Origin of the sequence: Clostridium beijerinckii (assembly GCF_018223745.1) — a bacterium.
Classification (GTDB): domain Bacteria; phylum Bacillota; class Clostridia; order Clostridiales; family Clostridiaceae; genus Clostridium; species Clostridium beijerinckii.
This window is the reverse complement of sequence record NZ_CP073653.1, coordinates 4,814,795-4,838,926: the sequence shown is the minus strand read 5'-3', so window position 1 is coordinate 4,838,926 and position 24,132 is coordinate 4,814,795. Positions and strand designations below refer to the sequence as shown.

Here is a 24,132-nt window from a genome sequence, read left to right as displayed (position 1 = left end):
TAAGTTAATTATTTAACAAGAAGATGAGGTGCATTACAATGAAAAAAGTTTCAATCATTTATTGGAGTTGTGGAGGAAATATAGAAGCACTTGCGAACACTATGGCAGATGGTGCTAGGGAGCAGGGAGCGGAAGTAAGTGTGAAGCACGTTGCAGATGCCACATTGGAAGATGTTTTAGAAGCTGATTCTATTGCTTTTGGAAGTCCAGCAGTAGATGCCACTAAAATCGAGCAGGAAGAAATGAAACCATTTTTAGATCAATTACAAAACTATAGAGATGTAAACATAAATAAAAATTGTATTTTATTTGCAACTTACGGGTGGATTGAAGATACTTTTATGAAATTATGGAAAGATGAAATGTCATCTTATGGTTTTAATGTAATTGGAGATTTAACAATTAAAGATTCACCAACTAAAACGCAGGCAAACATTATTAAACAATTAGGAAAAAAACTAGTTAATTAATATAAGGTTTGTCATATTGTTTCGTGCGTCTATTGTTAAAAATCTCTTAAGCTAAATATTAATATGTTTATTAGGTGGTCTTTAAGACTAACTTATTAATAAATTTAAATTACTAATTTATGTTTAAAATTAGAAAGAGGGGTCAACGCGATGAGAAAAATGAAAACTATGGACGGTAATACTGCAGCAGCTCATATATCTTATGCATTTACAGAAGTTTCTGCAATATTCCCAATTACACCATCATCACCAATGGCAGAACATGTAGATGAATGGGTAGCACAAGGAAGAAAGAACATATTTGGACAACCTGTAAAAGTTATGGAAATGCAATCAGAAGCTGGAGCAGCTGGTGCAGTTCATGGATCTTTACAAGCTGGAGCTTTAACAACAACTTATACAGCTTCACAAGGTTTATTATTAATGATACCAAACATGTACAAAATTTCTGGTGAAATGTTACCAGGAGTATTCCACGTATCAGCTAGAGCATTAGCTACTTCTGCTTTAAACATATTTGGAGATCACCAAGATGTTATGGCAGCAAGACAAACTGGTTTTGCAATGCTTGCAGAAGGATCAGTTCAAGAAGTTATGGACTTAGCAGCAGTAGCACATTTAACTGCTATTAAGACAAGAATTCCATTCTTAAACTTCTTTGATGGATTCAGAACTTCTCATGAAGTACAAAAAATTGAAGTTTTAGAATATGATGAATTAGCAAGTTTACTTGATTGGGATTCAGTTAAAGCTTTCAGAGAAAGAGCATTAAACCCAAATCATCCTGTAACTAGAGGAACTGCTCAAAATGCAGATATCTATTTCCAAGAAAGAGAATCTGTTAATAAATTCTATAATGAATTACCAGAAACAGTTGAAAATTACATGGCTGAAATCACTAAGTTAACTGGTAGAGAATATCACTGTTTCGATTACTATGGAGCACCAGATGCTGATAGAGTAATTATAGCTATGGGTTCTGCTACAGACGTTTGTGAAGAAACTATAGATTACTTAAATGCTAATGGACAAAAAGTTGGTGTTATTAAAGTAAGATTATTCAGACCATTCTCAAATGAAAGATTATTAGCTGCTATTCCAAAGACAGTTAAGAAAATTGCTGTTTTAGATAGAACTAAGGAACCAGGATCAACTGGAGAACCATTGTACTTAGATGTAAGAAATGCATTCTATGGACAAGCTGATGCACCACTTATTGTTGGTGGAAGATTTGGTTTAGGTTCAAAAGATCCAAATCCAGGACATATTGCTGCAGTTTATGCTAACTTAGCACAAGATGCTCCTAAGAACGGATTCACAATCGGAATCGTTGATGACGTTACAAATACTTCATTAGAAGTAACTGAAGATATAGATGCTACTCCAGAAGGAACTACATCTTGTAAGTTCTGGGGATTAGGATCAGATGGTACTGTTGGAGCAAACAAGAGTGCAATCAAGATCATTGGGGATAATACAGACATGTATGCTCAAGCGTACTTCTTCTATGATTCAAAGAAATCAGGTGGAATTACAGTATCTCACTTAAGATTTGGTAAGAAAGCAATTAAGTCACCATACTTAATAAACAAAGCAGACTTTGTTTCATGTTCTAACCAATCATACATCCACAAATACAATGTACTTGAAGGTTTAAAACCAGGTTCTACTTTCTTATTAAATACTATCTGGTCTCCAGAAGATTTAGAAGAAAAATTACCAGCTTCATATAAGAGATTCTTAGCAAACAACAACATTAAGTTCTACACTATCAATGCTGTAGGTATTGCTCAAGAAATCGGTCTTGGTGGAAGAATCAACATGATAATGCAATCAGCTTTCTTCAAGTTAGCTAACATTATTCCAGTTGAAGATGCTATTAAGCACTTAAAAGATTCAGTTGTAACTTCTTACGGTAAGAAGGGTGAAAAAGTTGTTAACATGAACAACGCTGCTATCGATAAAGGTGTTGAATCAATTGTTGCAATAGACATTCCAGAAGCTTGGAAGACAGTTGCAGATGAAGCTCCAGTAGAAATTAAACATGCTACTAAGTTTGTTAAAGATATAGTTATTCCAATGAACAGACAAGAAGGAGATCAACTTCCAGTTTCAGCATTTGCAGGTATGGAAGATGGTACTTTTGAAAATGGTACTGCTGCTTTCGAAAAGAGAGGAATTGCAGTAAATGTTCCTGAATGGGATAAAGATAAATGTATTCAATGTAACCAATGTTCAATGGTATGTCCACATGCTTCTATAAGACCATTCTTATTAACTGAAGCAGAAAAGAATGCTGCGCCAAGTGCAAATAAGGCTGTAGCTGCTAAAGGATTAAAGACAGAAGAACCATTATTCTATACAATGGGTGTAACACCACTTGACTGTTCAGGTTGTGGAAACTGTGCTCAAGTATGTCCAGCACCAGGAAAAGCATTAGTTATGAAACCACAAGAATCTCAACATGATCAAATAGAAGCTTGGGATTACTTAACTCATGATATATCAGCTAAGAAGAACCCAATGAACAAGAAGACAGTTAAAGGCAGCCAATTTGAGCAACCATTACTTGAGTTCTCAGGAGCTTGTGCAGGTTGTGGAGAAACTCCATATGTTAAAGCTATAACTCAATTAGTTGGTGATAGAATGATGGTTGCTAATGCAACTGGATGTACATCAATCTGGGGAGGATCAGCTCCTTCAACTCCATACACTAAGAATAAAAATGGACATGGTCCAGCTTGGGCTAACTCATTATTCGAAGATAATGCTGAATATGGATTAGGTATGTTCTTAGGAGTTAAGGCTATAAGAGAAAGAATTGCAGAAAAAGCTGAAGCTGCTATAGCTGCAAATGATCCAGCAAAAGCTGAATTACAAGAATGGTTAGATAACGTAGATGAAGGTGAAGGAACTAGAGAAAGAGCTGATAAATTAACAGCTGCTTTAGAAGCATCTAATACTGAATTAGCTAAAGAAATATTAGCTGAAAAAGACTACTTCGTTAAGAGATCACAATGGATCTTCGGAGGAGACGGATGGGCTTACGATATCGGATACGGTGGAGTTGACCATGTATTAGCTTCAGGAGAAGATGTAAATATACTAGTAGTAGATACAGAAGTTTACTCAAACACTGGTGGTCAATCATCTAAAGCTACTCCAACTGCTGCAATCGCTAAGTTTGCTGCAAGTGGTAAGAAGACTAAGAAGAAAGATCTTGGAATGATGGCTATGAGTTATGGTTATGTATATGTAGCTCAAATTAACATGGGTGCTGATAAGAACCAAGTTATGAAAGCTATTGCAGAAGCAGAAGCTTATAAAGGACCATCATTAATAATAGCTTATGCACCATGTATAAATCATGGATTAAGAATTGGTATGGGTAACAGCCAAGAAGAAGCTAAGAGAGCTACTGCATGTGGTTACTGGCAAATGTACAGATTCAACCCAGAATTAAAAGATGCTGGAAAGAATCCATTTACATTAGATTCAAAAGAACCAACTGCAGACTTCAAGGAATTCTTAATGGGAGAAGTTAGATACTCTTCACTTGCTAAGGCATTCCCAGAACAAGCTGATGCTTTATTTGAAAAGACTAAGAAAGATGCTATGGAAAGATTAGAAGGATACAAGAAATTAGCTAATCAACAATAGTAAAGTAATTAAAATATTGAAATAACTAAATTTGCGCAAAAAGAGGAGTCACTTCTTTGTAGAAATTATTCTATAGGAAGTGGCTTCTTTTTACATGCATTCGAAAAAGCAGATCCTTAAAAGATCCAAATCCAAAGTGATCTGAGATCTAATTTTTAGAAGAAACTTAATATAATGGTTGAAATAATAAAATTATATTTTCTTGTAAGAACTGTTTATTTTCTAATAAATCGTAATTTGAATTGAATTTTGATGAATAAAATGTTCTAGAACATATATAATTAGAATATTTATTAAAATTACTTTACAATTTTTTTATTTAAGGGTTTTAATTTTTATGATTTAAGGGTAAAATTAATTAAGAACCAAAAGGAGGTTGAAACATGGAAAAAGATTTAGAAAAATGTGGATGCAATAGTGAAGAAGGAAGTTGTGGATGCGGTGGACATCACCATGATGAAGATCATGAATGTGGATGTGGATGCAATGATGAAGAAAACTTCGTTATAGATTTAGAAGATGAAAATGGAAATGTAGTTACATGCCCTATAATCGACGAATTTGAATATGAAGGAAAAGCATATTATTTAGCTCAAAATCCAGAAGAAGATTCAGTTTATCTTTTCAGACTTGATGAAGATGAACTTGTTGTTCCGGATGAAGAAGAATTTGATAGAGTATCAGCTTATTATCAAAATGAGTTAGTAGGCGAAGAATAAGAAGTTAAAGACTTTAGTAATTTATTACTAAGGTCTTTTGTTTAATATGTCTTAGGGACATTCAAAAAAATAACAAGTGAATCTGCTAAGAAAAGTTCCTTATTGCAGCATAGCTGCTCTTTTCATAAGTGCCCATTTTCCATTATACTGCTTCAGCAGATTGTCCTAATAGGCCCACTATGAGACCAATCTGCTTCATTGTCTAATGAAAAATAATCATTGCATTTTGACTTGTTATTTTCCTTCATGTCCCTTAAATATTCCATATTGTTTACAATTCAATATATTAATGATATATTTTTATTATGCGACAAAAGTATATATAAATGAATTAGAACATTTTTTATAATTCATTTTAAGGTCAAAATTGGAGGGAAAAAGCAATGCAATTATCTAAAAAAGCGGGGAATATCACACCATCAATTACATTAGCAATCACAGCTAAAGCTAATGAACTAAAAAGTCAAGGGGTTGATGTAGTAAGTTTTGGAGCAGGGGAACCAGACTTTAATACACCAGAAAACATAATTCAAGCAGCTATAAAAGCTATGAATGACGGGAAAACTAAGTATACTCCAGCAGGAGGTTTGTTAGAATTAAAAACTACTATATGCAGTAAGTTTAAAAATGATAATAACTTAGAATATAAGCCAAGTCAAATAATAATTTCTACAGGTGCAAAACAATGTCTTGCAAATGTATTTATGGCAACTTTGAATCCAGGAGATGAAGTATTAATTCCTGTACCATATTGGGTTAGTTATCCTGAATTAGTTAAGTTAGCTGATGGAGTTCCAGTGTTTGTTGAAACATTAAAAGAAAATAATTATAAATATACAGTTGCTGATCTAGAAAAAGCTTTAACTAGTAAAACTAAAGCGCTTTTATTAAATAGCCCTAATAATCCTACAGGAACAATTTATCACGAAGATGAATTGTTAGAAATTGCTAATTTTGCAAAAGAACATGATTTAATAATTATATCAGATGAAATTTATGAAAAACTAATATATGATGGAGAAAAGCATATAAGTATAGCAGCATTAAATGAGGATGCCTATGAAAGAACCATAGTAATAAACGGCGTTTCTAAGACATATGCAATGACAGGGTGGAGGCTAGGATATGCAGCTGCAAGTGAAAGCATAACTAAGCTTATGACAAGCATTCAAAGTCACATGACATCTAATGTGAATACAATAGCCCAATATGCTGCAATAGAGGCATTAAATGGTCCAGTAGAAGATTTAAACAATATGATTAAAGAATTTGAGAATAGAAGAAATTTCATGATATATAAATTAGAAAAGTTAAATGAAATATCAATTATAAAGCCTAATGGTGCATTTTATATAATGGTTAATATATCTTCGTACTTGAATACTACATTTAAGGATCAAACTATTAACAACTCTGTAGATTTTGCAAAGGTATTACTAGAAGAAGAGAAAGTTGCAGTAATACCAGGTTCTGGTTTTGGCTTAGATGATTATATAAGATTATCATATGCGACATCTATGGATATAATAGAAACTGGAATAGATAGAATTTCAATATTTTTAAGCAAAATTAAATAATGTATATAGATAATCCAACTAAGACCTGAACTTATGCATATAACTCGCCGAAATGAGAATTATGCTGTTGTTCCAGTTTCTAAGGAAATTATGATGGATGATTCTAAGCTCACAAGTTGCACCCAAGATGCTAGCCTCAAAGGCAAGCTTTGAACTAGCATACTTGGAACAACTTTTAATCTAAGAATCAAAGCCATCAAATTCCTAATGAAACATTTCACAAAAGCATAATTCTTATTTCTAGTTGGGATATATTTCATAGTATAAATCTAACTTAAAGTTGGGTTATCTATAGAATAAAACAACTATAATCTATACTTATGTATATTAATCATTTCTTATTTCTGATTGGAATATATTTCATAGTCTAAGTATAGTTATAGTTTATGATTTAGGTAAGTTATCACGTAAATCTAGTTTTAAAGTTGTTTATTTATACTAAATATGAAGAAAGAATATTTAGTTAGAATTTATTTCTAATTTTTGTATATATGTTGCAAAGATAGTTCTTCATCATAATTCTAAAAATGTTGTGAGAATTTTAGCTGTAATTGTGCATTGCGAAATGTGCATTGTGAATTGCAATATATACATTTACGATTTTGTTGTAATAATTAAGGTTATTATTACTTAAAATAAACGAGTGATAAAAAATAATAACGGGATTAAGTTTAAAGAAAGAAAAGCCTAAGAATTTTTAATCGAAATTAATCATTATAATATTTAGCTCTAAACACTTAATGATTTAAAGCAAAGTTAAATCATATGCTTGAGTGTTAAGAATTAAATATTAAAAAGGTAGGTATTTGTGTTTTGAAGAAACTTGCTATATTTGACATAGATTATACCATTACTAAAAAAGAAACCTTAATGGAATTATTTAAGTATGTAATTAAGAAAAATAAAAAAAATCTAAGATTTTTACCAAGAGCTATATACTGTGGAATTATGTACGCAATTGGAATATATGATGAGAGAAAAGTAAAAGAGACATTTTTAAGGTTTATAGATGGAATAAAAGAAGAGGAGTTAGCTGAACTTGTTAAAGCGTTTTATGATGAGAGGCTAAAAAATATTTTATATGATGATGCATTGGAAATGATGAAAAAACTTAAAAATGAGGGATATGATATATACCTGATTTCAGCATCTCCTGAATTTTACGTTAATGAATTTTACAATATAAAAGAAGTTAATAAAGTAATAGGAACTAAATTTGGATTTGAAAATGGAACTTTCGTAAGAAAAATGGTAGGGAATAACTGCAAGGGAGAAGAGAAGGTTAGAAGATTGAAAGAAGTACTTAAAGATGAAAAAATTGAGGTGGATTTTAAGGAATCGTATATGTTTTCTGATTCCTTATCAGATAAACCATTATTGGATCTAGTAGGTAAGCCATATTTAATAAACTATAAAAAGAATCATGATATAGAGATACTAAGATGGAAATAAAATATAAATTAAGATATCAGTCTTATTAAGAAATAAAATTGATTTGATTACATAGTATAAGCTGTGTTAAAGAATTTACATTAGTATATGATTAAAGTTTAGACTTATGCAATTAATAATATTAATTTAATATTACAGATTATATATATAATATATACATTGCAAAAATGATTCTTTATCATGATTCTAAAATATTGCAGGAATTTTAGCAATGATTCTGAATTGTGAAATGTGCATTGTGAATTGCAATATCTATATAATAATAGAAAGGGATGGCAAGGCATGGAAGATAAAATAATTTATGAAGTTTTAAGAGTAATAGATAGAAAGTCAATTTTTCTAGAAAGTCATTTAAAAAGAATGAAAAATTCTTTTAATTTAATAAATGAAGAATTTTTAGTAAGTTACGAAGAAATAAGTAAGGAAATTGAGGAACTAATAGAAAGTGAAAATAGATCTGAAGGAAATATAAAAATAACATTTGGAGTAAATGAAAAAAAGCTAAGAGTATTTTTTATTGAACACTCATATCCATCTGATGAAATGTATATGAATGGGGTTAACACTATACTTTATTTTGGAGAAAGAGAAAATCCTAATGCGAAAATAATAAATGATACCTTTAGAGAAAGAGTTAATAAAGAGATAAAGGATAATAATGCGTATGAAGCTATTTTAGTCGATTCAAATGGGCATGTAACAGAAGGCAGCAGATCAAATATTTTCATGGTTAAAGGAAATAAACTTCTTACATCACCTGTAAAAGCTGTACTACCGGGAGTAACTAGAGGAGAAATAATAGATATTGCAAATAAGGTTGGGGTTGAAGTCGAGGAAGTAGAATATAAATATTCTGATATAGATAAATTGGATGGAATGTTTATTTCGGGTACATCCCCTAAAATATTACCCATAAAAACAGTAAATAGCATAAATTTTAATGCAGATAATAACTTGATTAGAAAATTGATGAAAGAATATGATGATGAGATAGAAAAATATATAAAAAATCATTAAAATTAAGTTAATTTGTATTTTCATGTAAAATAATATAGATTAATATAAATAATGGATATAAAATTAAAATAGGCTGTGGTATACTTAGATAAAGGAGTATTTTAGGGGGAGATATTTATGGACTTGAAGTTTTCTGGAGCATCCTTAAATGAATGTCTTGAAAAAGCATCTTCTGAATTAAATCTTTCGAAAGAAGTTTTAAAATATAGAATAATTAAGGAAGAAAAGAAGTTTTTTAGAAAGAAAGTAGAGATAGAAATAATAGAAGTTGACGAAAATAAGAGCAGCATTGAAGAAAAGGAAATAATTGAAGAATTACCAGAAACTAAAGAAGAATTTGGAGCTAAGATTGAGAATGGGAAAATAATAATAACAGAATATGATAATAAAGATGAAATTATTACTATAAAAACTTGTCCGGGTGTAATTTTAATTATTAATGGGCAAAAATGTGATGGAATAACGCCTGTAACATCACGAGATAAAATTGAATATAAATTTGAAGAGAACGAGCCGACAAGAAACATAAATATATCAATTACAGATGATAAAATGGAGGCATATGTTGATATAAAATCAACCCCAGCTCATATATATGAATTAGTTAACCAAGAATATCAAAAAAATTTAACAATCAAAAAGAAGAATGTTGATGATAAATATCCACCAAAATATACAGTAAAAGAATTAAAAGAGTTGCTAAAGAGTAATGGAATTAAATATGGAATTATTGAAAAAGAATTAGAAAGTATATGCAATGAACATAATATAGAAAAAAAGTTAGTTGCAAAAGGAGTGCCTGCTGTAGATGACATTCCAGATGAGATTCAAGTTCTATTTCACGATTCAGAAGAATTAATTCATTACAAAGACTCAGAAGAAAAAGTTGATTATAGAAATAGATTTCTAATTGCAAATGTTAAAGTTGGAGACGTTATAGGCGAAATAATACCTGGAAAATCGGGAAATGATGGACAAGATATATATGGTGTTCCTGTTAAAAGAAAGACTTTTAAAAAGACGGGAGTAAGACTTGGAGAGGGATGTAAACTTGAAAACAATAGTATTATAGCAACGTCTGAGGGTAAGCCAGCTTATAAAGCAAATACATTTGTAGTAAATAAATTATACAAGGTAGATCAAGTAGATTTAAAAAGCGGAAACATAGATTTTGTTGGCAATGTTGAAGTTGTTGGTAATATTTTAGAAGGAATGGAAGTTAAAGCAGGGAATGAGCTTCATGTTGGCAAAAATGTAGAATCTGCAATGATCAGGTCTTCAGGAGAAATTTTTATAGGCGGAAATATATTGAATTCAACAGTGACAGCTGGATGTGAGAATGTTGAGAAAAAGCAGTATTTAGAAAGTTTGAAGAGTCTGGCTCATATTATTGATGATTTAGTTGATTCAACAGTGCAAGTAAAAGAACATAACTTACTAGGTTCAAAAAAAGATGGAGAAATAATTAAAATATTAATAGAGAATAAGTTGAAATCATTACCTAAAATATGTAGAAATATTTTGAATTATAATATGTCTGAAGGAATTCAGCATAGTGACGTTACAACATTTATAATAAATAAGCTATTGGGCTTAGGCCCACTTAAAATAAATAATATTAATGAATTTGATATTTTTAAGGAATTGTTAGATGAAGAAATTTGCGAAATGGAAGATTTGATGGTAATTCCTACAAACGTGCATTTAGCGTATGCTCAAGGGTCTACCATAGAAGCATCAGGGAGTGTTTTTGTTACAGGTAAAGGACAGTATACCTGTAACATAATAGCATTGGAAAATATAGAGTTTACCAGTGAAAAAGCTGTTTGTAGAGGTGGCACACTTTCAGCAGGATCTGAAATAAAGTTAAAGACAGTGGGAAGTGCAGCTGGAGTTAGTACTGTTTTAAAAGTCTCTAAAAAAGGAAGAATTACAGCTGATATAGCTTATAACAATACTATTTTCTGCTTTGGAGAAAAACAAATTATGTTAGAGGTTTCTTCTAAAAATGTAGAGGCATATATAGATAAAACTGGAGAAATAACAATTGATAAATTTATACTATAGGAGGGTTCAAAGTAATGTCAAGTAATGAAGTGAAAATTTTAATATTTGGATTAAATGGAGAACATTACGCAACAGATATAAAAGAAGTTGAGAGGATTTTAGGATATGAAGAACCAACAATTCTTCCTGATTCGCCTAGTTTTGTAAAGGGAGTAATAAATTATGAACAAAGTATACTTCCAATAATTAGCTTATCCAAAAAGTTTAATTTTGGAGAAGATGAAGAAAATGAAAATAGAAAAATAATAGTTGTAAAAAGAGATGAAAATAAATTCGGAATTATTGTAGAAAATGTTTACGAAGTGCGAGATGTTAGTAGTGATTTAATGGAAGAAGCACCTCCTATAACAGCAACAATAGACAAAAGATATATAGCAGGTCTAATAAAATTAAAAGATAATATAGTTATTTTATTAGACTTAGAAAAGATACTGTCTTCAGAGGATGAAGAAAAAATCTTTTAGGGGGTAAAGATGGTAAGTGCAGAAGTAAAAGTTGGAATAGCTGATCTAAATTTAGTACTCGACCCAGGAACAATAATGACAATAGGACTCGGATCATGTATAGGAATTGCCTTATATGATAGGACAGTTAAGGTGGCAGGATTAGCACATATAATGCTTCCTGATAGTACACAATTTAAAAGTAGTACAAACCCCATGAAATTTGCAGATTTAGCTATTCCACTATTAATTGATAAAATGGAAAAGCAAGGGTGTAAAAAGAGAAATCTCGTGGCTAAAATAGCTGGTGGAGCTTCAATGTTTAATTTTTCTGATAAGAGCATAATAAGCGATATTGGAAAAAGGAATAGTGATGCAGTGAAGAAAAGTTTAAAAGAAGAATCTATACCTATAATTGCTGAGGAGACAGGTGGAAATAAAGGTAGAACTATGATCCTTTATGCAAGTGATGGAAAAGTAATACTTAAAGTTGTAGGGCTTGGAATTGTAGAATTGTAGAATAAAGAGAGAGGTGTGATTAGGTGGGTAAGATAAAGATTATTGTTGTTGATGATTCGGCTTTTATGAGGAAGGCGATATCAGATATGATAGAATCAGAAAGTAATTTTGAAGTTGTAGCTAAATTTAGAGATGGTAGAGAATTAGTTGAGAAGGTAGAGAAGTACAATCCGGACCTTATCACATTAGATGTACATATGAGGGATTTAGACGGACTTGCAACTCTTAAAGAATTAAAAAGACTTGGGAAAAGTTATCCTGTAATAATGCTTAGTAGTTCAACTACAGAAGGATCGGAACTAACTTTAGAATGTTTAGATAATGGAGCTATTAGCTTTATAACTAAGCCATCAGGAAGTATTTCGCTAGATATAGCAAAAGTTAAAAATAACTTAATAGAACAAATAAAAAGTATAACTAGCAATGTTAATTCTAGAAAGAAGTTAACAAGTTTAGAAGCTAATAAAAATAACCCAATAACTAATAATGAGATTGGTTTAAATAATCCCAATATAATAAAAGAAAAAACTATACATAGGGTGAATAGTATACCTAAAAATAAAAAGATAGATGCAGTTGTAATTGGGGCATCTACTGGAGGCCCTAAGGCTCTTCAGGAGGTGTTAACCAAATTACCTAAAAATTTAGGTGTACCAGTTTTTGTAGTTCAGCACATGCCAGAAGGTTTTACAAAAGTATTTTCTGAAAGACTAGATAAAGCTTGCAATATGAAAGTGGTTGAGGCAACGGAAGGTATGAGGATTAGTAATGATACAATATATATTGCTAAGGGTGGTCAACATATGACTGTAGGATCAAATAATTTAATTCACTTAAATGAAGAGCCGCCTATATGGGGAGTAAGACCAGCAGTTGACAAGTTATTTAATTCTGCTATAAAAGTGTACAGAGGAAATTTAATATCTGTAATTCTTACAGGAATGGGCAGAGATGGTGCTGATGGAACTGCAAACATAAAAGATAATGGTGGTATAACAATTTCAGAGGATAAATCTACATGTACAATTTATGGTATGCCAAAGGCTGCGTTTGAAACTGGAAAAGTAGATTTAGTGGCTCCGCTTAATGAAATAGCTGAAAATATAGTAAAAATAATTAAACAGTTATAGGAGGAAATATGGATTTTAATGAATTTCACAAATGGGTTCATAAAGAGTTGGGTATAAATTTATCAGCATATAAGCCAGAACAGCTAAATAGAAGAATAAACAGCTTAATGACAAGGGTTGGTATAAAAACATTAGATGAATATTCCAAGTCTATAAAAAGTAATCCAGAGCAAAGACAAAAGTTTTTAGATTTCATAACAATAAACGTAACAGAATTTTTTAGAAATCCAGAATTATTTACTGATTTAGAAAAACAAATTGCAAAGGAGTTACTACCAAATAATTCAAGTCTAAAAATTTGGAGTGCAGCTTGTTCAATAGGCTGTGAACCATATTCATTAGGAATAATATTGGATAAGTTAGCGCCAAATGGAAGACATAATATAATAGCTACAGATATAGATGATACTATACTTTCTAGAGCAAAGCTTGGAGAATATACTCAAAATGAAATGAAAGGTGTAAATAATACAGATTTAAGTAAATATTTTAAAGTAAGGGACGATAAATACTATGTAGAGTCTAAAATTAAGAATATGGTAACTTTTAAGAAACATGATTTGATTTTAGATCGATATGATACTGGCTTTGATTTAATTGTTTGTAGAAATGTAGTTATTTATTTTAATAATGATGTTAAACAGGAAATTTATAAAAAATTCAGTAACTCATTAAAAAAGGGTGGGCTTTTATTTGTAGGAGCTACAGAGAGCATTTATAATTATAGAGACTATGGATTTGAAAAAGCATCAACCTTTATTTATAAAAAGATATAGAGGAGGAGTAAGGATGGATACATCTCAATATATGTCAATGTTTTTAGAGGAGTCATTAGAAAATTTACAAACATTGAATGAATCACTATTAGATTTAGAACAAAATCCAGATGATACAGATAAGGTTAATGAAATATTTAGAGTTGCTCACACAATTAAGGGAATGGCAGCGACTATGGGATTTACTGATTTAGCAGAACTTACCCATAAGATGGAAGATGTATTAGCTGAATTCAGAGAAGGAAAACTAAAAGTAACTCAGGATGTAGTGACAGTATTGTTTGATTGTCTTGATACATTAGAAAAGATGGTTGACAATGTTCAAGAAGGTTCTGAGGAAAAAATAGATATAGATGGAATAATGAAAGCTTTAGCTGATATAAAAGAAAATGGAAACAAGAGTAACGTACAAGAAGAAACACAAGCTAGTGAAATTAAGTCAGAAGATGAAAATAAAATGATATCAGGTGATGAATTTGATTTAGATTTAAATCAATATGACACATCTGTTATTAGACAAGCTAGAGAAAAAGGATTTAACTCTATTGAGTTAAAAGTAACATTAAGTGAAAACACTTTATTAAAATCAGCAAGAGCATTTTTAATAGTTAAAGATCTTGAAGATCACGGAGAAATATTAAAATCAGACCCATCAACTCAAGAAATTGAAAATGAAGAGTTTGATTTTGAATTGAAATTTATCTTAGTAACTAAAAATACTGTAGATGAAATATTAACTGTTGTAAATGGAATTTCAGAAGTTGCAAAAGTTGAAGCTTCTTTAATAGAATTAGAAATTTCAGATATAGCTCCAAAAGAAGCAGAAGTAAAAGAAGTGCCACAGCTACCAGAGCTACCGGTTATAGAAAAGGCTCCAGTAGAAAAGCCAGCTGAAGCAAAAGTTGAGACAAAGCAACCAGCTGCTAAAAAGTCTACTCAAAAGAAAGAAGTTAAGAAAGCACATCAATCAGTAAGAGTTGACTTAGAGAGAATAGATAATTTAATGAATATGGTTTCTGAGCTTGTAATTTATAGAACTCGATTAGAACAAATCGTAAATGTTCATAAATCACAAGAGTTAAATGAAACATTGGAACAAGTAGGAAGAACAACATCTGATCTTCAAGATTTGGTTATGAAGATTAGAATGCTTCCATTAGATACAGTATTCAATAGATTCCCAAGAATGATAAGGGATATATCAGTAGAATTAAATAAGGAAATTAACTTTGTTATAGAAGGTGCTGATACTGAACTTGATAGAACTGTTATTGATGAAATAGGTGAACCATTAATACATTTATTAAGAAATGCAGCGGATCATGGTATAGAATCTGCTGAAAAGAGAATTGCACAAGGCAAGCCTCCAGTTGGAACAGTTAAGCTTATTGCATACCAAGAAGGAACAAAAGCATTAATAAAGGTATCAGATGATGGTGCAGGAATAAATCTTGAAAGAGTAAAAGCTAAAGCAGAGCAAAAGGGAATAAACACAGAAGGATTATCAGATAGTGATATTAAGAACTTGATTTTTGCTCAAGGATTTAGTACTAATGAAGTTGTAACAGATATCTCAGGAAGAGGAGTTGGAATGGATGTTGTTAAAACAAAAATTGCAGCACTCGGTGGTACTGTAGATCTACTAAGTGAAGAAGGCAAAGGTTCAACTTTTGTAATTAAGCTTCCGCTTACATTACAAATAATACAAGCTTTACTTGTAAAGGTAGGAGAGGAAACATTAGCAATATCATTAGGATTTATTGATAGAGTAATTGACTATAAAGAGGAAAATATAAAGAAAAGTAATGGAAAAGAAGTTATTATTTATAGAGAAAATGTAATTCCATTAGTAAGATTAAATGAAACTTTAGATATAGAGGCTAGTAATACTGATAAGAAATTTGTTATAATAGTTAATGTAGGTGATAAAACTATAGGTTTATTAGTCGATTCATTACTTGGACAACAAGAAATAGTTATAAAACCACTCGGAAAAACATTAAAGAATTTAGATCAGTATATTGGTGCGACTATACTTGGTAATGGTTTAGTAACGCTGATACTAGATGTAGGGGCATTATTATAAAGTGAAATTTTTAAGTAAGATTTTTAAATCTAATTAAAATTAGTTTGACTTATAATTCCATAAAAATGAGCAAAAGGCTAAAGGTTTGGAGTGGACAAGATATATTATTATTGTTATGTTATAAAGGCAATAATAATATATAAATGTGAGATGATTGGCCCTTTAGGGTGAAAAATTTTAAAGGAGGGTTATAAGTGGAGTATTCTAATTTAAGCACTTTGCAATTAGATGCACTTAAAGAAGTTTCTAACATAGGTGCAGGTAATGCAGCAACTGCTCTTTCTATGATGATGGGAAAAAAAGTAGATATGACAGTACCAGCAGTAAATGTAGTAAAACTAGAAGAAGTATTTCAAGAAAGTGGAGAATGTGCTGTAGCTGGAACAGTTGTAAGAGTGCTAGGCGATATTTCAGGAAATATGCTTTTAGTATTCGAACAGGAAACAGCTGAAAATGTAATAAAAAAATTAGTTGGAAGCAAGCAGTCTCCAGAAAGTGAAATGGGAAGTTCTGTATTATGCTAGATAGCAAATATAATATCAGCATCATATATGAATGCTATTGCACAGTTAACTAATCTTGTTATGGCACCATCAGTGCCTGCAACTTCATTTGATATGTTAGGTGCAATACTCACAACTACATTTATTGAGTCCAATCAATATGATGAATATATACTAGATATTGAAACTGTATTCTTAGACAGTGATACAGAAGAGAATATAGGTGGACATTTTTATTATATCCCTATGCCGGGTTCGTTAGAGAAAATATTGAAATCTATAGGAATAAATTAAATTTTGGAGGTAAAATTGTATGGCTAGAGTTTTAATTGTGGATGATGCAGCGTTCATGAGAATGATGATAAAGGATATCTTAGAAAAAAATGATTTTGAAATAGTAGGTGAAGCAAATAACGGGATAGTTGCAGTAGATCTTTATAAAAAAGAAAAACCAGACGTAGTAACAATGGATATAACTATGCCAGATATGGATGGAATTGAAGCAGTTAAACAAATAAAAGCATTCGATCCAGATGCTAAAGTAATCATGTGTTCAGCAATGGGACAACAATCAATGGTTATGGATGCAATAAGAGCTGGAGCAAAAGACTTTATAGTAAAACCATTCCAAGCGGATAGAGTTTTAGAAGCTATAAAGAAAGTTGTAGGTTAATATAAAAGCAATAATACAAGAAATGAATTATAACATGCTATAAATAAATCTTTGCAAATTTTAAAGAAATTTTAATTTAAGTGTCAATTATTAATGGTTGATTGTATATTATTGTAGAGGAGGAGTATGAATGCAAATAGTAGTATTCAAACTAGGAGAAGAACATTTTGCAGTAGAAACAGATAGAGTCCAAAGTATCAATGATACTATGGGGATTACAAAAGTTCCTAAGGCTCCGAGTTATATTAAAGGGTTGATAAATTTACGTGGGAGCATTAAATCTCTTGTTGACATAAATTTATTACTTGATGTAACTCCTGGGAAAGAACAAAATAATATAATTATTTTAACAGTAGAAGATGAAGAAATCGGAATATCAGTGGATGAGGTTGAAGAAGTTTTAGATATAGATGAGAAAAATATACAAAAAATAGAAAAAGATGCAGGTAAAGCACAGCCTTATATTAAAGGTATATTAAATTATGATGAAAAACTTCTTACAATAATAGATATCGACAAATTATTAAATTAGTTTATTGAAATGAGGGAAAAATATGGCAGATGTCTTATCGCAAAGTGAAATAGATGCCTTATTATCTGCCTTATCTACAGGTGAAATAGAGTCAGAAGATGTTGGTAAAGATGAAGAAAAACATAAAGTTAAGGTTTATGATTTTAGGAGTCCTCAAAAATTTTCAAAAGAGCATATAAGGACACTTGAATTAGTTCATGATAATTATGCGAGAATTATTTCCAACTACTTAACAGGTCAAACTAGGCAAAATGTTAAGGTGAAGATAGAATCTGTAGAGCAGATAACATATGAGGAATTTATTCACTCTGTGCAAAACCCTACCATTATTACAATATTTAAAATGGCTCCATTATCAGGGACAATAATATTCGAAACTAATCCTCAATTTTCTCTTCAAGTAATAGATGTTTTACTTGGGGGAAAGGGAAATAGAAAAGCTGAAACAAAAGAATTTACAGATATAGACAAGAATATAATGCGACAAGTAACTACCGGAATGATAAGCAATTTAAAGTTAGCATGGGATTCGGTAATAGAAGTTGAGCCAGAAGTAGAAGCAATTGAAACTAATCCGGCAATCAATCAAACACTAGCACCTAATGATCCTGTGGCATTAATAACATTTTCAGTAGAAATGAATAAGAGAAGCACATTTATTAATATGTGTCTTCCTTATTTAAGCGTAGAGAAAATACTAGATAAATTAGTGGTACAATATGCATTTAAGAATGATAATGAGGCTTCGATCGCTGAATCGAGAGAAAAAATAGAAAAAGGAATCAATAAAGTTGATGTTGAAATTGTAGCAGAACTTGGAACTGCTAATATAACAGTAGATGATTTCTTGAAACTAACAGTAGGTGATGTAATTAAACTTGATAATAAAAGTTCATCACCAATAAAAGTATATGTAGGTAATGAAGAATGTTATTATGCTAAGCCGGGTGTAGTAGGAAAAAATGCAGGTGTTATGATTTTAGATATAACGGATAAGGAAGTGAATGGGTATGGGCAATAACTTTTTATCGCAAGAAGAAATAAATGCGTTATTAGCAGGTGAAGATTTAGCTTCTACTGAAGCTGAAAGTGCAGATGCATCAGCTGATGATAATAAAATAGATACTGGAGTTATAACTGATATTGATAAGGATCTGCTTGGAGAGATCGGAAATATTTCTATGGGATCAGCTTCAACTGCCTTATATCAGCTTATAAATCAACAAGTTAACATAACTACTCCAGTAGTTAGTGTAACTACCTTGAAGGAAATAAAAGAAGGTTTTGAAACACCGAATATTGTATTGGATATTGAATATGTAGCGGGAATAATAGGAAGAAATATTTTAATCATAAAGACATTAGATGGCTTGGTTATATCTAACCTTATGATGGGCGGAGATGGAAATGTAACTGAGACTCATGAGTTATCTGAAATAGAGATTAGTGCAGTTTCAGAAGCTATGAATCAAATGATAGGATCTGCGGCTACATCTATGGCTACTATGTTTGGAAGAAAAGTAGATATATCACCACCATCAGCTAAGGTTGTGGTTGATGGATCTATACCGATTTCTGATGCAATACCAGAAGATCAACCAATAGTAAGAGTGTCATTTAGAATGACTATTGGAGACATTGTAGATAGTAATATAATGCAAATATTTCCAATAGAGACAGCTAAAAATATTGTTGCAATAATGACTGGAGAAGATAAGGCAAAAGAAGTGGCAGCATCAGAACCAGCAAAAGACAATAAAAAAGATACAATTGTAAATAAGGAAATATACGAACAGCCAGCGCCTGTTCAACAGCAGCCACAACAACAATATCAACCAGAACCTCAATATCAGCAGCAATACCAACAACCACAATATGAGCAGCCAAGAATGCAACAGCCGGTAGAAGTTCATGCGGCAACGTTTGAACCATTAGTACCGCAAAATAGCGTTCCGCCAATAAAGAATATTGACTTAATATTAGATGTTCCTTTAGATATATCCGTAGTTCTAGGAAGAACAAAGAAAAGTATACAGGATATCTTAAATTTAGGAACAGGTTCTTTAATAGAGTTAGATAAACTTGCAGAAGAACCAGTTGAAATATTAGTTAATGGAAAACAAATAGCTTTAGGTGAAGTTGTTGTAGTTGATGAAAACTTTGGAATAAGAATAACTAATATAGTAAGTAGTGTTGAAAGAATAAAGAGACTAAAATAAAAACTCCCGAGAGGGAGTTTTTATTTTTGGATATAGATAAACCAACTAAGACCTAAAATTATGCATATAGCTCGCCGAAATGAATAACATACTTTTGTTCCAGTTTCTAGGTAATTGTGATGGGTGATTCTAAGGCTATAAAGTTGCACCCAAAGTGCTAGCCTCAAAGAACAAGCGCTCACAGAGAAAGTTCGAAGAACGAAATATAAAATTTCGATTCTCACTTTTTGAACGAGCACATTTGGAACAGTTCAAAGGAAACTCGACTCACTTCGTTCACTGAGTAATTTCAATTGACCAAATCATAGATTTGGAATTTCAATTAAGAATCACATCCATCACAATTACCAATGAAACATTCCACAAAAGTATATTACTCATTTCTGATTGAAAAATATTTAATAGTTTAAGTATAGTTTATGATTGTTTTATCTATACTTTGAAAATTAAACATATGCGGAAAAAACGAAATTAGATACAAATCTGTTCCGGTGGACTAATGAAATTTTCGATGGATAGATCTAAGTGGAAGGTTGAACCCATTTCAGCATGCTCCAAAAACAAGTTTAGGACAAGCAAAAAATGGAACAACCTTCAACCAATAACTATCATAACTCAATTTCAAATGCCGCTTTCACAAACATGTATCTAATTTCTAGTATAATTCACAAAAATTAAAGTATAAGTATATCGTTTGATTTGAATATCCATATGTTGCAATTCACAATTACGACTAAAATTTTTAAATATTTTTGAATTATGATGAAAGATTATTTTTGGACTTTTTGCAATATGTATACATTAAAAATAATAGTAGAACTAATATAAAATTATGATATAATTAATTTACTTACTAATAAATATGTGAGGTGAGAAAGTGGAGGATAAAGTTTTAGATATCCTTGAAAGGCTTGAACTAAGATTTACATCAATGGAAAATAAAATTATTGGGATAGAAACTAAAATTAGTGGAATCGAAGAAGATGTTAAGGTACTTAAACAAGATGTTAGAGAGCTAAAAGAAGGTCAAGAGAGAATTGAGAAGAAATTAGAATCAACACATGAACAAGTGGAAAGAACTGCGGAAGATATAACAAGCATAAAGCATGATCTTAATAGTGTTGAAATGATAACATCTAAAAATTGGTATGATATAGCTAAAATAAAAGCAATTAAATAATAGTGTGATTTAAAAAATTAAATCTGCTTAGTGTTATATGGCACTGAGCTTTTTTTTGCGTTTGAATAATTACCCGTAACCCAATTATAAAATTATAATTTAATAAAAAAATTTTGTTAGAACCCTTTATATATTTCTTTTTTTGCGTATATATTAATTAGAAGGATAAATATACACTTATAAAAAGAGTAGCTATGCACTACTGAAAAGAGCAGCTATGCTGCAATGTGGAACTTTTCTGCATATAATAACATTTTTGTGAATTAACTTGTTGTGGTATATAAATTATGAAGGGAAGCGGTATATATGAGAGAAAGAAAGTATGTTAAATTTAGAGTTGATATGTATGAGGACACAAAATTTAAAATAATAGATAGGATGACTAATAGAGATCTTATTCATTATGTTTGGAACAGGATGGTTGTCTTGGCTGGAAAGGTAAATCAAGAGGGAGAATTATATATGTCAAGAAATATTCCATACACAATAGAGACTTTATCAATAGAATTTAATAGAGATATCGAAGAAATAAAAGCAGCATTAGATGTGCTAATGAATTTGGAAATGATTGAAATCATAGATAATAATATATACAAGGTGAAAAATTTCGTAAAGCATCAAAATATTAAAGTTAAAGAAAAAAATGAAATTGTGAAAAAAGATAGTGAGATTGGCCATTCGAAAAGTAGTAAAATAGAAGCTACTGAGGAGGAGTTAAAAAATATAAATGGTATTGAAATAGAAAGCAATAGTGAAATTGCGGAAAACTTAAGAAATAGTAAAATAGATAGAGATATTGAAACTCCAGAAAGTTTAAATAAGGGTGTAATGTTTAAAGAAGAAAAGGTTGATGTTTATAATGGAGTTAATAATGAAAATAATATAAGAAAAAACCAAGATAAAGACGAGAAAAATAATATTAGTCAACATAACAATTCTCCTGTAATTTTAGAAATGAAGAAAAGTCAAAATACAGATAAAAAGAATAAAAGAGCAAGGAAGAAGAAAATTAGAGATGATATCGTTGAAACTAATGAAAATGATGAATTTAGTAATGTAGCTGAAGAAGAAAAAGAGATATTCTGTTGGTTAACTGAAGACGAGATGATTCCTAAGGAGGGAGAAAAAGTAATATTTGAAATGTCATTTTAATTAGTGAAAATGTCTATAATAATATATAATTACATTAAGGTGCTCTAAAAAACAATTTAGAATACTTACAAAATATTAAACGAAACTTATTATAATTTAAAAGTTATAAATAGTGAATATAAAATTAAATAAGGTATAAAAAATTGAAAGGAAGGAGAAGGTGGTTTAAGTGAGAAAAACTATACAAATAGGAACATCTGATTTTAAAAAGCTAATAGAAGGAAAAAATTATTTCGTAGATAAAAGCTTATTAATAAAAGAATTCATAGAAAATAGTGCTGATATAATATTAACTCCAAGGCCAAGGCGCTTTGGTAAAACTTTAAATTTAAGTATGCTGAGATATTTTTTTGATATAAGAACTAAGAATGAAACTAAAGATCTGTTTAAGGACTTAAAAATAGAGAATGAAAAAGAAATAATGAAGCTTCAAGGAGAATATCCAGTAATTTTTATTACATTTAAAAATCAAAAACATTTGTCTTATGATGACTTTAAAATTGGAATTCAAATGCTGCTATCTAATTTGTATAAGGAACATGAGTATTTATTAGAAAGTAATAATTTATCAGAGTTTGATAAAGCGGATTTTAAAGAGATAATATCCAGAAAGGCACCAGTTGGAATTTTTTCGGAAGCTATAAGTAATTTGATGATGTATATGAATAAACATTATGGAAAAAAAGTAATGCTATTCATAGATGAATATGATGTACCAATCCAAGAGGCATATTTGCGTGGGTTTTACGATAATATGATTGTTTTAATTAGAAATTTACTAACATCAGCCCTTAAAGATAATCCATATGTTGAAAAATCATTGATAACAGGAATACTTAGGGTTGTAAAAGAAAGCATTTTTTCAGGCTTAAATAATTTAGAAGTAAATACTCTTTTAAGAAAAACTTTTAACGACAAATTCGGCTTTACTAAAAATGAAATTAGAGAATTGCTAAGTTATTATAAATGTGAAGATGATATGCAGAATATAAAAAAATGGTATAACGGCTATATTTTTGGTGGAGAAGTTATATATAATCCATGGTCTGTTTTAAATTATTTAAAAAATACTAGAGAAGGCTTTATGCCTTATTGGATTAATAGCAGTAGCAATGATCTAATTAAAAGATTATTGCTAAAAGGTGATAATAATATAAAGCTTGAACTTGAAGAACTCATAGAAGGGAATTCAATAAATAAAAAGATTGATGACAGTATAGTAATGGCAGAGGTCGAGGATTCAAATGAGAATATTTGGAGTTTTTTATTGATGAGTGGGTATTTAAAAGCGGTAAAAACTGAAAATATAGAAGGAATTTTAAATTGTGAGCTTAAAATTCCCAATAAAGAAGTTCTAATTTTTTATAGAAACTTGATTGAGAAATGGTTTAAAGAAGCTTTAACAAATCAGAAATATGAGTTAATGTTAAATACCTTGATAACTGGTAATATAAAAATTTTTGCGGGATTATTTAAAGAATTTGTGATAAATAACTTGAGTTATTTTGATATATCCGGTAAAGAGCCAGAAAGAGTTTATCATGCTTTTGTTCTTGGAATGCTTGTGTCTCTTTCAAATGAGTATGAAGTAAAGTCAAATAAAGAAAGTGGATATGGCAGGTATGACGTTATGATAATTCCAAAAGATATTTCAAAAATAGGAATTATAATTGAATTTAAAAAAATCGATTATTTCTTGGATGATACTATAGAAGAAGCAACCAAAGAAGCTTTAAGGCAAATAGAAGAAAAAAATTATGCTCAGGAATTGTTCCAAAAAGAAGTAAAGAATATAATAAAGCTTGCTATTGTATTTAAAGGAAAAGAGGTTAGAGTTACTCAAGGAGAGAATTTGGATTATTGACAAGGTGAAAGCTAAAATAAGAGAATTTATATAGATAAATGATAAGTTAATAATTTGAAGATATTTAGGATGATTTTTAAATTAGCAGTAGAA

General features: G+C 30.3%; 20 protein-coding genes and 1 pseudogene. 20 read left to right on the top strand and 1 reads right to left on the bottom strand.

The genetic code is table 11. The annotated features are described in order from the left end of the window. Positions 1-38 precede the first annotated feature (38 nt). The 4 genes from KEC93_RS21860 to KEC93_RS21845 all read left to right on the top strand — a co-directional run bounded on the left by KEC93_RS21860 (position 39) and on the right by KEC93_RS21845 (position 6,426). Complete coding sequence (locus tag KEC93_RS21860; protein WP_017211285.1) at positions 39-470, top strand: flavodoxin domain-containing protein; 432 nt, start codon at positions 39-41, stop codon at positions 468-470. Between the two features lie 150 nt (positions 471-620). Next, positions 621-4,130, top strand: coding sequence for a pyruvate:ferredoxin (flavodoxin) oxidoreductase (gene nifJ, locus KEC93_RS21855; protein ID WP_077868026.1), 3,510 nt, complete (start codon positions 621-623; stop codon positions 4,128-4,130). A 383-nt stretch (positions 4,131-4,513) separates the two neighbouring features. Further along, positions 4,514-4,849, top strand: a complete 336-nt coding sequence (locus KEC93_RS21850) for a DUF1292 domain-containing protein (protein ID WP_012060474.1) — start codon at positions 4,514-4,516, stop codon at positions 4,847-4,849. Positions 4,850-5,232: 383 nt separating this feature from the next. After that, positions 5,233-6,426 carry a pyridoxal phosphate-dependent aminotransferase gene (locus tag KEC93_RS21845; protein WP_077868027.1) on the top strand — a complete coding sequence of 398 codons (1,194 nt, stop codon included), beginning with the start codon at positions 5,233-5,235 and terminating at the stop codon, positions 6,424-6,426. Positions 6,427-6,485: 59 nt separating this feature from the next. Here KEC93_RS21845 and KEC93_RS21840 read toward each other — a convergent pair whose 3' ends face one another. Continuing rightward, positions 6,486-6,623, bottom strand: a complete 138-nt coding sequence (locus tag KEC93_RS21840) for a hypothetical protein (protein WP_173696073.1) — start codon at positions 6,621-6,623, stop codon at positions 6,486-6,488. A 616-nt stretch (positions 6,624-7,239) separates the two neighbouring features. On the opposite strand from KEC93_RS21840, the gene KEC93_RS21835 reads away from it, so the two are divergent. The 16 genes and pseudogenes from KEC93_RS21835 (at position 7,240) to KEC93_RS21760 (ending at position 24,039) form a co-directional block, all read left to right on the top strand. Next, entirely contained in the window at positions 7,240-7,878 is a 639-nt protein-coding gene (locus KEC93_RS21835; protein WP_077868028.1) for an HAD-IB family hydrolase, read from the top strand. Positions 7,879-8,160: 282 nt separating this feature from the next. Then, positions 8,161-8,895, top strand: coding sequence for an aminotransferase class IV (locus KEC93_RS21830; RefSeq protein ID WP_023973524.1), 735 nt, complete (start codon positions 8,161-8,163; stop codon positions 8,893-8,895). Positions 8,896-9,012: 117 nt separating this feature from the next. Then, positions 9,013-10,962: a flagellar assembly protein A gene (locus KEC93_RS21825; RefSeq protein ID WP_077868029.1), complete on the top strand. Its 1,950-nt coding sequence runs from the start codon at positions 9,013-9,015 to the stop codon at positions 10,960-10,962. A 14-nt stretch (positions 10,963-10,976) separates the two neighbouring features. Continuing rightward, positions 10,977-11,426, top strand: a complete 450-nt coding sequence (locus tag KEC93_RS21820; protein ID WP_017211291.1) for a chemotaxis protein CheW — start codon at positions 10,977-10,979, stop codon at positions 11,424-11,426. A gap of 9 nt (positions 11,427-11,435) precedes the next feature. Further along, entirely contained in the window at positions 11,436-11,924 is a 489-nt protein-coding gene (locus KEC93_RS21815; RefSeq protein WP_041899787.1) for a chemotaxis protein CheD, read from the top strand. Positions 11,925-11,947: 23 nt separating this feature from the next. Further along, a complete protein-coding gene (locus KEC93_RS21810; RefSeq protein ID WP_077868030.1) occupies positions 11,948-13,054 on the top strand; it encodes a protein-glutamate methylesterase/protein-glutamine glutaminase in 1,107 nt (368 codons plus the stop codon). 8 nt (positions 13,055-13,062) lie between these two features. Continuing rightward, positions 13,063-13,830, top strand: coding sequence for a CheR family methyltransferase (locus KEC93_RS21805; RefSeq protein WP_023973520.1), 768 nt, complete (start codon positions 13,063-13,065; stop codon positions 13,828-13,830). Between the two features lie 13 nt (positions 13,831-13,843). Further along, positions 13,844-15,916: a chemotaxis protein CheA gene (locus tag KEC93_RS21800; RefSeq protein WP_077868051.1), complete on the top strand. Its 2,073-nt coding sequence runs from the start codon at positions 13,844-13,846 to the stop codon at positions 15,914-15,916. Between the two features lie 194 nt (positions 15,917-16,110). Beyond that, positions 16,111-16,713: pseudogene (locus tag KEC93_RS21795) on the top strand (chemotaxis protein CheC). Positions 16,714-16,732: 19 nt separating this feature from the next. Then, positions 16,733-17,092: a response regulator gene (locus KEC93_RS21790; protein ID WP_017211295.1), complete on the top strand. Its 360-nt coding sequence runs from the start codon at positions 16,733-16,735 to the stop codon at positions 17,090-17,092. A 130-nt stretch (positions 17,093-17,222) separates the two neighbouring features. Further along, positions 17,223-17,624, top strand: a complete 402-nt coding sequence (locus KEC93_RS21785) for a chemotaxis protein CheW (protein WP_017211296.1) — start codon at positions 17,223-17,225, stop codon at positions 17,622-17,624. A 22-nt stretch (positions 17,625-17,646) separates the two neighbouring features. Beyond that, entirely contained in the window at positions 17,647-18,645 is a 999-nt protein-coding gene (gene fliM, locus KEC93_RS21780; protein ID WP_023973517.1) for a flagellar motor switch protein FliM, read from the top strand. Continuing rightward, a complete protein-coding gene (fliY, locus tag KEC93_RS21775) occupies positions 18,629-19,843 on the top strand; it encodes a flagellar motor switch phosphatase FliY (RefSeq protein WP_172462673.1) in 1,215 nt (404 codons plus the stop codon). The genes fliM and fliY overlap by 17 nt, the downstream gene beginning before the upstream one ends. An 877-nt stretch (positions 19,844-20,720) precedes the next feature. After that, positions 20,721-21,023, top strand: coding sequence for a hypothetical protein (locus tag KEC93_RS21770; RefSeq protein ID WP_077868032.1), 303 nt, complete (start codon positions 20,721-20,723; stop codon positions 21,021-21,023). Between the two features lie 306 nt (positions 21,024-21,329). Then, positions 21,330-22,175, top strand: a complete 846-nt coding sequence (locus KEC93_RS21765; RefSeq protein ID WP_077868033.1) for a putative phage replisome organizer — start codon at positions 21,330-21,332, stop codon at positions 22,173-22,175. A 169-nt stretch (positions 22,176-22,344) separates the two neighbouring features. Then, a complete protein-coding gene (locus tag KEC93_RS21760) occupies positions 22,345-24,039 on the top strand; it encodes an AAA family ATPase (RefSeq protein ID WP_077868034.1) in 1,695 nt (564 codons plus the stop codon). Positions 24,040-24,132 lie beyond the last annotated feature (93 nt).

What these genes read in the sequence shown, in the direction of transcription:
- KEC93_RS21800 (WP_077868051.1), top strand. Translation starts at nt 13,844, where the DNA reads ATGGATACATCTCAATATATGTCAATGTTTTTAGAGGAGTCATTAGAA.
- KEC93_RS21830 (WP_023973524.1), top strand. Translation starts at nt 8,161, where the DNA reads ATGGAAGATAAAATAATTTATGAAGTTTTAAGAGTAATAGATAGAAAG.
- fliY (WP_172462673.1), top strand. Translation starts at nt 18,629, where the DNA reads ATGGGTATGGGCAATAACTTTTTATCGCAAGAAGAAATAAATGCGTTA.
- KEC93_RS21785 (WP_017211296.1), top strand. Translation starts at nt 17,223, where the DNA reads ATGCAAATAGTAGTATTCAAACTAGGAGAAGAACATTTTGCAGTAGAA.
- KEC93_RS21840 (WP_173696073.1), bottom strand. Translation starts at nt 6,623, where the DNA reads ATGGCTTTGATTCTTAGATTAAAAGTTGTTCCAAGTATGCTAGTTCAA.
- KEC93_RS21815 (WP_041899787.1), top strand. Translation starts at nt 11,436, where the DNA reads ATGGTAAGTGCAGAAGTAAAAGTTGGAATAGCTGATCTAAATTTAGTA.
- KEC93_RS21765 (WP_077868033.1), top strand. Translation starts at nt 21,330, where the DNA reads ATGAGAGAAAGAAAGTATGTTAAATTTAGAGTTGATATGTATGAGGAC.
- KEC93_RS21790 (WP_017211295.1), top strand. Translation starts at nt 16,733, where the DNA reads ATGGCTAGAGTTTTAATTGTGGATGATGCAGCGTTCATGAGAATGATG.
- fliM (WP_023973517.1), top strand. Translation starts at nt 17,647, where the DNA reads ATGGCAGATGTCTTATCGCAAAGTGAAATAGATGCCTTATTATCTGCC.
- KEC93_RS21805 (WP_023973520.1), top strand. Translation starts at nt 13,063, where the DNA reads ATGGATTTTAATGAATTTCACAAATGGGTTCATAAAGAGTTGGGTATA.
- KEC93_RS21820 (WP_017211291.1), top strand. Translation starts at nt 10,977, where the DNA reads ATGTCAAGTAATGAAGTGAAAATTTTAATATTTGGATTAAATGGAGAA.
- KEC93_RS21860 (WP_017211285.1), top strand. Translation starts at nt 39, where the DNA reads ATGAAAAAAGTTTCAATCATTTATTGGAGTTGTGGAGGAAATATAGAA.
- nifJ (WP_077868026.1), top strand. Translation starts at nt 621, where the DNA reads ATGAGAAAAATGAAAACTATGGACGGTAATACTGCAGCAGCTCATATA.
- KEC93_RS21845 (WP_077868027.1), top strand. Translation starts at nt 5,233, where the DNA reads ATGCAATTATCTAAAAAAGCGGGGAATATCACACCATCAATTACATTA.
- KEC93_RS21850 (WP_012060474.1), top strand. Translation starts at nt 4,514, where the DNA reads ATGGAAAAAGATTTAGAAAAATGTGGATGCAATAGTGAAGAAGGAAGT.
- KEC93_RS21825 (WP_077868029.1), top strand. Translation starts at nt 9,013, where the DNA reads ATGGACTTGAAGTTTTCTGGAGCATCCTTAAATGAATGTCTTGAAAAA.